13 protein-coding genes are annotated in these 12,189 nt (G+C 64.8%); 11 read left to right on the forward strand and 2 right to left on the reverse strand.

Going from position 1 to position 12,189, the window contains the following annotated elements; genetic code table 11:
* The 7 genes from ACYQ8E_RS06880 (at position 1) to ACYQ8E_RS06910 (ending at position 6,691) form a co-directional block, all read left to right on the forward strand.
* Entirely contained in the window at positions 1 to 900 is a 900-nt protein-coding gene (locus ACYQ8E_RS06880; protein WP_082820337.1) for an esterase/lipase family protein, read from the forward strand.
* Positions 887 to 1,282 (forward strand): secondary thiamine-phosphate synthase enzyme YjbQ, encoded by a 396-nt coding sequence (locus ACYQ8E_RS06885; RefSeq protein ID WP_066727801.1) that lies wholly within the window; start codon positions 887 to 889, stop codon positions 1,280 to 1,282. The genes ACYQ8E_RS06880 and ACYQ8E_RS06885 overlap by 14 nt, the downstream gene beginning before the upstream one ends.
* Entirely contained in the window at positions 1,279 to 2,421 is a 1,143-nt protein-coding gene (locus ACYQ8E_RS06890; RefSeq protein WP_066727802.1) for a DUF362 domain-containing protein, read from the forward strand. Before ACYQ8E_RS06885 ends, ACYQ8E_RS06890 begins: the two co-directional genes overlap by 4 nt.
* A 234-nt stretch (positions 2,422 to 2,655) precedes the next feature.
* Complete coding sequence (locus tag ACYQ8E_RS06895) at positions 2,656 to 2,952, forward strand: ArsC family (seleno)protein (protein ID WP_258577557.1); 297 nt, start codon at positions 2,656 to 2,658, stop codon at positions 2,950 to 2,952.
* A gap of 214 nt (positions 2,953 to 3,166) precedes the next feature.
* Positions 3,167 to 4,090, forward strand: coding sequence for a homocysteine S-methyltransferase family protein (locus ACYQ8E_RS06900; protein ID WP_066727803.1), 924 nt, complete (start codon positions 3,167 to 3,169; stop codon positions 4,088 to 4,090).
* Complete coding sequence (locus ACYQ8E_RS06905) at positions 4,087 to 6,510, forward strand: methionine synthase (protein ID WP_066727804.1); 2,424 nt, start codon at positions 4,087 to 4,089, stop codon at positions 6,508 to 6,510. The genes ACYQ8E_RS06900 and ACYQ8E_RS06905 overlap by 4 nt, the downstream gene beginning before the upstream one ends.
* Before the next feature lie 22 nt (positions 6,511 to 6,532).
* Positions 6,533 to 6,691, forward strand: coding sequence for a rubredoxin (locus tag ACYQ8E_RS06910; protein WP_066727805.1), 159 nt, complete (start codon positions 6,533 to 6,535; stop codon positions 6,689 to 6,691).
* Between the two features lie 33 nt (positions 6,692 to 6,724).
* Here ACYQ8E_RS06910 and ACYQ8E_RS06915 read toward each other — a convergent pair whose 3' ends face one another.
* Both ACYQ8E_RS06915 and ACYQ8E_RS06920 read right to left on the reverse strand, forming a co-directional pair.
* Entirely contained in the window at positions 6,725 to 7,465 is a 741-nt protein-coding gene (locus ACYQ8E_RS06915) for a methylenetetrahydrofolate reductase (protein ID WP_066727806.1), read from the reverse strand.
* A gap of 126 nt (positions 7,466 to 7,591) precedes the next feature.
* Positions 7,592 to 8,206, reverse strand: a complete 615-nt coding sequence (locus ACYQ8E_RS06920; RefSeq protein ID WP_459860467.1) for a DeoR family transcriptional regulator — start codon at positions 8,204 to 8,206, stop codon at positions 7,592 to 7,594.
* Positions 8,207 to 8,454: 248 nt separating this feature from the next.
* Between ACYQ8E_RS06920 and ACYQ8E_RS06925 the strand changes: the two genes are divergently transcribed.
* The 4 genes from ACYQ8E_RS06925 (at position 8,455) to ACYQ8E_RS06940 (ending at position 12,000) form a co-directional block, all read left to right on the forward strand.
* Positions 8,455 to 9,162, forward strand: coding sequence for an energy transducer TonB (locus ACYQ8E_RS06925; RefSeq protein WP_459860469.1), 708 nt, complete (start codon positions 8,455 to 8,457; stop codon positions 9,160 to 9,162).
* A 77-nt stretch (positions 9,163 to 9,239) separates the two neighbouring features.
* Positions 9,240 to 11,243 (forward strand): TonB-dependent receptor, encoded by a 2,004-nt coding sequence (locus tag ACYQ8E_RS06930; RefSeq protein WP_459860472.1) that lies wholly within the window; start codon positions 9,240 to 9,242, stop codon positions 11,241 to 11,243.
* A gap of 158 nt (positions 11,244 to 11,401) precedes the next feature.
* Entirely contained in the window at positions 11,402 to 11,656 is a 255-nt protein-coding gene (locus tag ACYQ8E_RS06935; RefSeq protein ID WP_459860474.1) for a type II toxin-antitoxin system HicA family toxin, read from the forward strand.
* A complete protein-coding gene (locus ACYQ8E_RS06940; RefSeq protein WP_459860476.1) occupies positions 11,653 to 12,000 on the forward strand; it encodes a type II toxin-antitoxin system HicB family antitoxin in 348 nt (115 codons plus the stop codon). The genes ACYQ8E_RS06935 and ACYQ8E_RS06940 overlap by 4 nt, the downstream gene beginning before the upstream one ends.
* The last annotated feature ends 189 nt before the right edge of the window (positions 12,001 to 12,189 follow it).

Genomic DNA, 12,189 nt, shown 5'->3' on the forward strand with positions numbered 1-12,189 from the left:
ATGCCATACTTGCCGCAGACAGGAGGGAACATGTTGATTATTTTCGTCATTTTGGGCGCCCTGGGCGGCGCGGCAGGACTGGTGGTTCTACTCTCTTACGCCATTGCCTGGTATGAGAGCGCCAGCGCCCAGCCGGAACTGGTCCCCGGCCGCTTCGCGCCGGAGCGGCTCTGGCTTGCCGTCCGCCTGCTGCTGCAGGAAGCCTTTTTTCTGATCGTCACCCTTCTGCTGCATCCCTTTGGCTGGGTGGCGCCCAGGCCGGCCCCCTTCGATCCCGGGGGCGGTCCCCCGGTCATCCTGTTGCATGGGCTGTTTCATAACCGGGCCTGCTGGCTGTGGGTCAAGTTCCGCCTGCGGCGCAAGGGCTTGCGCAACCTCTACACCATCAATCTCCCCCCCTGGAAGGATATCGAAAGCCTCACCGAACGCCTGACCCTGAAGATCGACGAACTGCGCCTGGCAGGGGCCGGCGACCGCGTCCACCTCGTCGGTCACTCCATGGGCGGCATCATCGCCCGCAACTATCTCCAGCTCCGGGGTGGCGGCGAACGCATCGACCGCTGCGTCCTCCTCGCCGCGCCCAACCACGGTTCCAAGCTCGCCCCCTTTGCCGTCTCCCGGCTCGGCGAGGCGCTGGTGCCAGGCTCCGCCTTCCTCAACCGCCTCAACGCGGCCCCCCTGCCGCGCCCCGAGCGGGTCACCGCCATCTGCAGCTGCCACGACAACATCGTCCTCCCCTGGCAGAGTGCCCGTCTTGGCGGAGTACGCAACATCGAACTTTCCGGGATGGGACACGTCGGCATCCTTTACTGCCCCAGCGCCCTCGACGCCCTCATTGAAGGGCTGTGTGCATCGCCTTCTGCCCCAGCGCCAACCGGAGCCGAGCATGCCCTCCCTTGAGATCGTCAGCCGCGCCCAGGTGGAGCTGATCGACATCACTGCCGCCGTGCGAACCAGCGTCCGCGCCAGCGGGGTGCGCGACGGCCTCGTCTGCCTCTTCGTCCCCCACACCACCGCCGCGATCACCATCAATGAAAATGCCGACCCGGACGTCGTCACCGACCTGGTGATGGAATTGAACAAGATCGTCCCCTTCGCCGACAACTACCGGCACGCCGAAGGGAATAGCGCCGCCCATCTCAAGGCGACTCTGGTCGGCGCCAGCGAGACGCTGATCCTCGCCGGCGGCGACCTCGTCCTTGGCACCTGGCAGGGCCTCTATTTCTGCGAGTTCGACGGCCCGCGCCGGCGCTCGCTGCAACTGAAGATTCTGCCCGGATGAAACCAGCCGTCAGCCTCCAGGCACTGGCCGACTACCGCCCGCCCGCCGTTAGTGCCGCCCTCGCCCAACTCCTCGCCCCCCTCGGCGGCATCGCCACCTTTGTCCGCCCCGGCCAGAAGGTGCTGCTCAAACCGAACATGCTCGCCGGCAAGGCGCCGGAGAAGGCGGTCACCACCCACCCGGAAATCCTGCGCGCCGTGATTCGCGCGGTGCGCGCCGCCGGCGGCCTGGTCAGCGTCGGCGACTCCCCCGGCGTCGGTTCCCCCGAGCAGGTCGCACGGCGCTGCGGGCTGCTGCAGGTGATCGAGGAGGAGGGTGCACGTTTCGCCCCCTTCAGCGAGTCGGTGCGGGTCCGCGTCGGCCAGGGGACCTTTCATGAGCTGGAGCTCGCCCGCGACGTCCTCGACGCCGAGGTGATCATCAATCTGCCGAAGCTCAAGACCCACCAGATGATGGGCTTGACCTGCGGCGTCAAGAACCTCTTCGGCGCGGTGGTCGGCATGCGCAAGGTGCGCCTCCACCTCCAGGCCGGCACCGACAAGGCCTTCTTTGCGCTGATGCTGCTGGAACTGGCCGAGCAGATCGCCCCGGCGCTGACCATCGTTGACGCGGTGGTCGCCATGGAGGGGGACGGCCCCGGCAGTGGCGACCCGGTCCTGGTCGGCGCCCTCCTCGCCGGCGCCAACCCGCTGGCCGTCGATACCGTCGCCGCCGCCCTGCTCGGTCTCGGACCAAAGGTCAACTGGACGCAGAAGGTCGCCTCTCAATCCGGGCGGGAAGGGAGCGACCTGGCCGGAGTCGATATTTTCGGAGCCGTGCTGGAAGAGCTACAGGTCAGCCAGTTCCGACCCGCCAGGACCACCGACGTCAACTTCGGCCTGCCGGCCTTCATCAGGCGGCCGCTGAAAAACGCGCTCACCGCCCGGCCGTCACCCGACCATACCAAATGCGTCCGTTGCGGACTCTGCGTGGAGCACTGCCCGCCGCAGGCGATGCAGATCACCGATGAGGCTTTGGAGATCGACTACGCCCGCTGCATCCGTTGCTTCTGCTGCCAGGAGCTCTGCCCGCATGGAGCGCTGCTGACCGAGCAGGGGCTGCTGCTGCGGCTGACCCGCTACCTTAACGGCAGGAATTGATTATTGCGCTCGCCTGAACCGATAAGAAAATTGCCCCGGAAATCCCTCCCGGAGGTTCCCTTCCCTCCGGCGGACAATGGCTCGACGGATAACCTCCACGGAGCTGGACAGGGCCGATTCGCAGCAGGAACCTTCAGACGGCCACCCTGTTATGCTATGCTTGGTCAAACATTGATCTGGGAGGAAAGCATGAAAATCGATTGGGCTTACCTGCGAAAAGGCTGAACGTCCTGCATTAATGCCCAGGAGTTTCTTGGGAACAGGCAGCTCGAGCCGAAAGAAGTCGTCGACGCCCGGTTGACGCGATTTGATGCCGACCAGGCATGGGCCCTCTTGAAGTCCGCCCATTCCGTCACCGTCGCCAAGGGGAAAAAGTTCCAGTGCTTCGAAGAGGTCGCCAGGGAGAAAGAAGAAGTCCTGAAAGCGGCGATGGGACCGAGCGGCAACCTGCGTGCCCCGACCTACCGGGTTGGCAATGACTTTGTCATCGGCTTCAACCCGGAACTCTACGAGGAGTGGACCCGAGGATAGCCCGGGAGCAGGGGGCGGGGTGCCGGGAACGGTACCCCGCCTTTTTCATCAGGAGCTTGCCGGTCCGGAATTTCCCTGCCACCGGAGCAAGGAAGCGGGAAAGATTCCTTGAGGATTTTCCGCGTCTTTCCATTCCGGCCCCCTTCGGTTATGATTGCTCCTCACTCCGGGCGGAGCGCAGCCTCCCCCGCTACATTCAAGGAAAAATCCGAAGATGACCTTTGCTGATCACCCGATTCTGATCTTTGACGGCGCCTGCGGCACCAACCTGCAGCAGATGGTGATCCCCGCCACCGCCTGGCAGGGGTGCGAAGGGTGCAACGAGATTCTCAATATCAACGCTCCCGAGGTCATCGTCCGCCTCCACAGCGAGATGCTCGATGCCGGTGCGATGGTCCTGGAGACCAACACCTTCGGCGCTTCGCGGGTGGTGCTCTCCGAGTACGGCCTGCAGCAGCGGGTGAAGGAGATCAATCGCCAGGCGGTCGCCAACGCCCGCGCCGCCAGCGCCGGCCGGCCGGAGCGCTATGTCGCCGGCTCCATCGGCCCGGGGACCAAGCTCCCCTCGCTGGGACACATCGAGGTCGCCGAGCTCGCCGCGGCGACCCGCGAGCAGGTCGAAGCTCTGCTCGAAGCGGGCGTCGACTGCCTGATCGTCGAGACCTGCCAGGACCTGCTGCAGACCAAGACCGCGTTGGTCGCCGTCTTCGAGGTGCTGGCGTCAGCCCGCCTGGAGCTGCCGGTGCTGGTCTCGGTGACGATCGAACAGCAGGGGACGATGCTCCTCGGCACCGACATCGCCGCGGTCGTCACCACCCTCGAACCCTTTCCGCTCTTCTCCCTCGGCCTCAACTGCGCCACCGGGCCCCGCGACATGACCTCGCACATCAATTATCTCAGCCACCACTGGCCGGGGCGGATTTCCTGTATCCCCAACCAGGGGCTGCCGCAGGTGGTGGGCGGCGCGACGGTCTACCCCTTGTCTCCGGACGATTTTGCCACGCAGATGCACGGCTTCGTCACCGAGCAGGGGGTGAGCGTGGTCGGCGGCTGCTGCGGCACCAGCCCCGCCCACATCCGCGCCCTCGCTGAAATACTCGCCGGGGTGACACCGAAAATCCGGGAGGTGAGCGCATGAAACCGGCCGTCGCCAGCCTCTACCAGTCCGTCGAGCTGCACCAGGAGATCCCGCCGCTGCTCATCGGCGAACGCTGCAACCCCAACGGCTCCAAGGCCTTCCGCGAGGCGCTCCTCGCCGAAGACTGGGACGGCTGCCTGAAAATCGCCCTCGACCAGGAGGCGCGCGGCGCCCAGGTCATCGACCTCTGCGTCGCCTACGCCGGTCGCGACGAACTCGCCGACATGATCCATCTGACCAGACTCTTTGCCGGCTCCTGCAAGGCGCCGCTGATGCTCGACTCGACCAGCCCGGAGACGCTGGCGGCGATCCTCCCCCGCTATCCCGGGCGGGCGATCATCAATTCGATCAACCTCGAAGATGGCGGCGCCAACCTCGAACGGATCTGCACCCTGGCGAAAAAGTACGGTGCGGCAGTGGTCGCCCTGACCATCAGCGTCGAGGGGATGGCCCTGACCTGTGCCAAAAAGGTCGCCGTCGCCCGGGAGATCTACGACCTGGCGGTTCACCGCTTCGGGCTGCGGCCGCAGGATCTCCTCTTCGATCTTCTCACCTTCACCGTCGGCTCCGGCGATGAAAAGATGCGCAACGCCGCCATCGAAACCCTGGCGGCGATCAAACAGGTGAAGCGTGAGCTGCCGGGCGTCGGCTTCACCCTCGGGGTCAGCAATATCAGCTTCGGCCTGCGGCCGGTGGCGCGCAAGGTCCTTAACTCGGTCTTCCTCCACGAAGCGGTCGCCGCCGGGCTCAATACCGCCATCGTCGACGCCGCCAAGGTCCTCCCCTACGCGGCGATCAGCGAAGCCGATCGCACCCTCTGCCTCGACCTCCTCTACAACCGCAGGGAGTCGGCGCTGATGGACTTCATCGATCACTTCGAGCAGGCGGTGGAGGAGAACGAAGAGAGCGGAGAGGTGCTGCGGCCCGAGGAACTGCTGCGGCAGAAGGTGCTGAAAGGGGAGAAGGAGGGGCTCGAGGACCTGCTCAGTGAACTGCGGGGCCGCTGGCGGCCGCTCGATATCATCAACACCCTGCTGGTGCCGGCGATGCGCGAGGTCGGCGAACTCTTCGGCCGCGGCGACCTCCTCCTCCCCTTTGTGCTGCAATCGGCGGAGGTGATGAAACAGAGCGTTGGCCTGCTTGAACCCCACATGGAGAAACTCGCTGCCGAGGGGCGTACCCGGGTGCTGCTGGCGACGGTGGCCGGCGATGTCCACGACATCGGCAAGAACCTGGTCGACATCATCCTCTCCAACAACGGCTACCTGGTGCACAACATCGGCATCAAGGTGCCGGCCGAAGAGATCATCGCCAAGGCCCGCGAGTTCCGGGTCGACATCATCGGCCTCTCCGGGCTGCTGGTCAAATCGGCGCTGCTGATGAAGGAGAACCTCGCCCAGTTCCAGGCCGCCGGCCTGACCCAGCCGGTCCTGCTCGGCGGCGCGGCACTGACCGGCAAGTATGTCGCCGAGGATTGCGTTCCCAACTATGCCGAGCCGGTGGTCTACTGCGCCGACGCCTTTGCCGGGCTCAAGGCGCTGCGCGAGTTCGAGGCCGGCACGCTGCAGTCGACCACCTGGCAGGCGGCGGCGACCCCCGCCAACCGCCCGGGGCCGCAAATCGAAACCCTCGACCGTACGGTCGAACCGCCAACCGTCCCCTTTGCCGGCCGCCGGCTGGTCACGGACATCGACCCGGGACTGCTCTTCGACTACCTCAACCTTGCCGCGCTCTTTCGCGGGCGCTGGGGCTATCGGCGCGGCAAGCTCAGCAAGGAAGAATACGAGACCCTCACCAACGAGACCGTTCTCCCCCTCTATGAGCGACTGAAACGGGAACTGCTCGACCAGGGCCTGCTGCAGCCGCAGGTCGCCTACGGTTACTTCGACTGTCACCGGGACGGCGACAGTCTGCTGGTCGACCACGGTGCGGGCTACCGCTTCGACTTCCCGCGCCAGGCCGCGGCGCCGGGCTTGTGCATCGCCGATTACTTCCGCAGCGCCGCGGAAGGGGGGGACAAGGTCGGTTTCTTCGTCGTCACCATCGGCGCCGCCCTCGCCGAACGGACGCGGGCCCTCTACGAGGCCGACAGCTATCACGACTACCTGATGCTGCATGGGCTCGGGGTCGAGCTGACCGACGCCCTCGCCGAATACTGGCATGAGCAGATGCGCATTGAACTCGGCCTGCAACAGAGTGCCGGCGACCCGGCCGCCTACGTGGCCCAGGGCTATCGCGGCTCCCGCTACGGCTTCGGCTACCCCTCCTGCCCCGACCTCGAGGCGCACCGGCCCCTCTTCGCGCTGCTGCGCCCGGAAGAGATCGGCGTCACCCTCACCGAGTCGTGCGAGATGGTACCGGAGATGACGACCTCGGCCATTGTCGTCCACCACCCGCAGGCGAAATATTTTGCCGTCTAGTAATTGATTCAGGGAGGGAAAGATGCGGTATATCTGCAGCTGTTGCGGCTACATCTACGACCCGGAGCAGGGCGATCCGATGAACCAGGTGGCGCCGGGGGTCCCCTTCGAGGAATTGCCGGAAGGGTGGGTCTGCCCGATGTGCTACGCCAGCCGCGACCAGTTCGATCCTCTGGATTGAGGTAGGACAATTCTGGGGGCAGCGGAAAGGCCCCTAGAGAATTCCGTCCAGGTAAGCTGCAATATCGGTGCGAATCGGCATGAAGTAAAGGTTGCTGTCGTGGTCGCGGGCGAATTGCAGTGCCTGGCGGGCAAAGCCCCGGTTCCACTCCAGGGTCGGGCGAAAATCGGGCGGAAAGACAGCGTTATTCTTGTTCTCCCAGTAATTCTGGCTGTTCTCGGTAAGAACCGGCGAGACCCCCCAATATATCTGGCAGTCCGGCAGCAACCCCTGGTAGATCTCCATCAGACGCAGGTCAAAGAAGGGCTGGGTGAAGAACCCTTCGGCACCGGCATCCTGCTTGGCGCGCAGGTAGTCGATCTCTTCCTTGATGCCGCTGCGGTAGGGATCCATGCCGGCATAGATGGTGAGGGCGGGAAGCTCGCGTTTGAGACGGCGGATCATCTCCAGGCAGCTGGTGCGGTAGCATTTATGTCCCATATCCTGGGGGAGGTCGCCGGTCAATACCAGCACCGCCTCGATCTCCCGGCAACTCAGATTCTCGCAGATCGGCAGCGGGCTGTTGGGATCAAAGTCGATGGCGCGCAGGTGGGGAATGGTCCTGGGGAAATATTCGCCGGCAATGCGACACCCCTGCCAGCTGCGCAGGTCGAAGCGCAGGATATCGGGGATGTTGATCCGGGTGACGGCGGGAAAGTGGCGCCGGACCTCGTCCAGTTCACGGCGCAGCGAGGTTTCATTGCGCGGCACCAGTTCGATGGAGATCTCGGTCATGGGCGGTTCCTGTACGGGCGACGGGGAGCGGGCCAGTTGCCGTTAAGGGCCTACGGGGAAGCCTGATGGTGCAGAAAACGGCAGGAAATTGCAACGGTTAACTTGCCGGACCGGTAACGGCGCGCCTCACGAGCTCCGCCCCGGTCCGCAGTTGGGGCAGCCGCTGCCGGCGCCCATCGCCACCTGCAGAAACTCCATCGCATCGTCCATCCTCCCCAGGCTGCCGCCGAAGCCGGTCTGAAAACGTCGTGCCACCTCGAGATCACTGAACGTCAGCAGCGAGGGGTGACAGCAGGGGGCGGCCGAACTCCCGAGCAGAAAGTAGGAATCCAGGGCCGGGTGAGGGTGTCCGCTGAGGTAATCGACGCACATCGCCAGCGACACCTGGTCCCGCAGCACCAGCTGGGCGGAGATGCCGCAGTGCGGGCAGCAGGCGAAACGCTGCTCGCCGCTGGTCAGGGTGATGGTATAGAGCAGGTTGGCCGGGGGCGGGCGCCGGCAGACAGTGCAGACCCGCGACAGCGAGGAATCGCCGCCAGGATGGGCGGCGCCAGTCCGTTCAACCACCGGAACGGCACCGCCGAAAATGCGCTTGATCGCGCCGCGCTGTTCGAGCTGCTCGAGATCGCGGTGACCGGTCATCTTCGAAACGCCGAAACGTTCGGCGATCTCCCCCACCGAAATTCCTCCCTTGGCCTTGAGCATGGCCAGAATCTCTTTCCTGCGCTGCGCGCTTCGCATCCCCTCGTTCCTCCTCCCCCACCTAAATTGTGAACAATGTAACATTATTTTTGTTACTTTCAAAATTATTCTGTTGTTGGCCAAACTTTTTCCGCTATAGATTTAGACCGTTATCACAATTCAATCACACCAAAACCTGCCTTACTTTATATCGTCCCGGGAGGGAATTCCATGTCATCTGCGCTACTGTCCGGCCTGCTCGTCCTCGCCCAGACGCGCCAGCGCAAGCGCTCCCGAAAGGAGCTGCCATGGACCGGATGATGCGGGGGGGCGCTCCCCTTTCCCTCTCCCTGCTGGCATCGCTGCTCTTTCACGGCCTGGCGATTCTGATCCTCGCCCTCGTCGCCGGCGAGTGGCAGCGCAAGCCTCCAGTAGTGCTGATCGAGTTCAATCTCAGCAGCGCGGCGCCGACCACGAACCGCATCTTACCGCCCCCAGCGCCGCGAGCGCCCCGCCCGGCGCCCCGGCCACCCCAGGCTCCGGCACGAAAAGCGCCGGTCGCCCCGGCAGCACTGCCGCAACCGGTCCTGGCGCCACATCCTCCCGCTCTCCCCGTTCCGGTCCCGACCGTGGCCGAGTCTTCCCTTCCCGGTCAGAATGCAGAGACGGCGGACCGGGTGGCCGAAGAACCGGCCACACCCCTGACTCAAGGATCGACCTCCCCGGCCGCGGCCCAGGCGCACTACCTTGCGGCCAACTTCGCCTATATCCGCGACCGGGTGCTGCAGCGGCTCAACTACCCGGCCGTCGCCAGGCGCAACGGCTGGGAGGGCGAGACCCGCGTCGCCTTCCTGATCCGCGCCGACGGCCAGATCGAGCATTTGCGCATTGAACAGAGTTCGGGCCGGCCTCTGCTTGACCGCCAGGCCCTGGCCGCGGTCGACCGGGCCGCCCCCTTTCCACCACCGCCAGTCGCCGCAGAGTTGATTCTGCCGGTCGCTTTCCAGTTGCGCTGATTCACCCTGTTGCCGCGTTGCAGCCAGCCTCACTGCAGCAAGCCGGCCGAGCCCCGAGGCAGAAGAGGGTCCTGTTCATGTCATCTCATCGCATCCTGCTCACCCTGGCGGTGAGCGCCCTGCTCCTGGCCCCCCGGCTCGCCCCGGCCGCCGAACCGCTGCTCCTCGAAGAGATCAATATTCGCGGCGACCAGCAGTCGTCGATCGAAGAGAGCCTGACCATGCGCGAGGTGCGCGAGAGCCCGGCCCGCGACATCGGCGAGGCGCTGCAGCAGCTCGGCGGCATCAACACCGTGCGCAAGGGGGCGATCGCCAACGACATCGTGCTGCGCGGTTTCCAGCGTGACAACATCAACGTCACCATCGACGACGTGCGCATCCACGGCGCCTGCCCGGCGCGCATGGACCCGCCCGCCTTCCACTTCGACTTCGCCGAGGTCGAGAGCGTCGAGGTGATCAAGGGCCCCTACGACATCACCAGCCCCGGCGGCATCGGCGGCAGCGTCAAGGCGGTCTCCAGGCGCCCCGCCCACGGTTTCGGCAGCAGCGTCAACCTGACCTATGGCTCCTTCGACCTGACCAACCTCGCGGCCAGCGCCGCCTATGGCAGCGACGCCTACGACGTGCTGGCCGGCTACGCCTACAAGTACTCCCTCTCCCCCCGTTCCGGTGACGGCAAGCGCCAGACCGAGGTCGCCAACTATCGCCCCGAAGCGATCGATTCGCGCGCCTACGAGATGAACACCGGCTGGCTCAAATTGGGCGTCAACAGCGGCGCGCACCTGCGCAGCGAGCTTGGCTACACCTACCAGGACGCCGACCACGTCCTCTATCCCTACCTGAAGATGGATGCCGACTATGACCGCACCCACCGGCTCAACTGGAACCTCACGGGGCACGACCTCTCGGGACGGGTGAAGGAGGTCGCCTTCAAGACCTACTGGGACAAGGTCAACCACGTCATGGACGACCGGCTGCGCACCAGCTCCCTCGCCAAGCCGAAGTACTACATGATGCAGACCGACGCCAAAACCGAGACCGCCGGCGCCAGCCTCGGCGCCAAGATTGCCGCCGGCCCCGGCACGGTCAAGACCGGCATCGACCTCTACCGCCGCAACTGGGACGCGGTCAACGAGCGCATGATGTACACCATGATGACTCCCTACACCCCGGTCAACATGATCCCCGACGTCGTCATCGTCAACCTCGGTCTCTATGCCGGGTACGACTGGCCCCTCTCCGCCACCCTCACCCTGAAAGGGGGCCTGCGCGGCGACGTCACCACGGTCAAGGCCGGGACGGCCAATGGGCTGACCACCTCCAAAGGCGACGACCGTGACTTCTCCACCCTCGGCGGCAATCTGCAGCTGCAGTGGCAGGCGAGCACCCCCCTCCAAATCTTCGTCGGCATCGCGAGAGGGGTGCGCACCCCCGACCCCGAGGAACTCTACATCCATCTCCCCGGCAGCACCGTCTGGAGCGGCGACCCCGACCTCGATCCGACCGTCAACCACCAGGCCGATCTCGGCGTCAAATACGCCACCGGCCGCTGGTTCGCCAGCGCTTCGCTCTTTTACAGCCGCCTGACCAATTACATCAACTTCACCCAGCTCAACGCCACCACCAAGGGGTACCAGAACGTCGACGCCACCATCTATGGCAGCGAGCTGAGCGGCCAGGTGGCCCTCCCCGCCGACCTCTTCCTGCGCGCCGCCTACTCCTGCAGCTGGGGTGACAACCGCGACAGCAATGAACCCCTCGCCGAGATGCCGCCCCGCAAGGGGCTACTCGCCCTGCGCTACGACAACGGCACCTGGTTCGTCGAGGCGGCGGAAAACCTCGCCGCCCGCCAGGACCGCGTCGACCCGGCGCTGAACGAATCTGAGACCGCGGCCTGGGCGACCACCGACCTCAAGGCCGGCGCCACCCTCGGCCAGTGGTCGCTCTACGCCGGCGTCAACAACCTCTTCGACCGCCAGTACACCACCCACCTCTCCTACCAGCGCGACCCCTTCGCCACCGGCAGCAAGGTTCCCGAGCCGGGGCGCAATCTTTATGTGACGCTCAACTGGAACTACTGAAGAGAAATTCAAGGTTACGATAAGAAGAGCCGGCTCCCGCAAAGGGGCCGACTCTTTTTGTTGCTGGGCGGGGCAAACAGGCACGTTGCAAAAAGCAACTATTTTCAGTTGCACTTTTTAAATAATATCTGCTAGAGTTTCTGCAATGGAGGGGGGAAATGACCAGACGTGACAAGCTGTTGCAGCGCTTCTGCAACCGACCGAAGGATTTCACCTGGCAGGAGCTTGAAACTCTGCTGGCTGGATTCGGCTACCATCCGGCAGTTGCCGGCAAGACCGGAGGTTCGCGGGTCAGGTTCCTGCACGAGACGCGGGCTCCCATCATCCTGCATAAACCCCATCCGACCCCGGTCTTGAAGCACTATCAAGTGGAACAGATCAAGGAAACACTCGCCCAAGAGGGTTTACTATGAAAGACATGATGCGTTACCGGGACTATTTCGGTTCCGTCCATTACAGCGACGAGGATCGCGTCTTCTTCGGCCGCGTGGAGTTTATCCGCGCCCTGGTGAGTTACGAAGGAACCGACGTCACCTCCCTGCGCCGTTCCTTCGAGGAAGCGGTCGACGACTATCTGGAAACCTGCCAGGCGGCAGGCCACGCCCCGGAAAAACCATTCAAGGGCTCCTTCAACGTCCGCGTCGGCGCCGCCCTGCACCAGCGCGTCGCCATCGCCGCGAGCCAGCGGGGAATGACCTTGAACAAGTTCATCGTCGAGGTGTTGGAACGGGAGGCGGGAAAAGATCTGGCAGTGTAGAATACCTCTGCTGGCGGGATGGCCGTCAGTCCCCTGCTCCACCTTGACCGGATATACCCTCCCCTCCCCGTAGAGGCCCGCCGGTGCTCTGGTTCCCCCTCACCCTCTTCTGCGCCCTCGCCCTGGCGAGCAGCGTCGCCCTGGGCAGCTCGGCAAGGAGGCGATCATCGCCGCCTCGCCGAGGGTCAT

It is taken from the genome of Desulfuromonas carbonis, assembly GCF_054658035.1.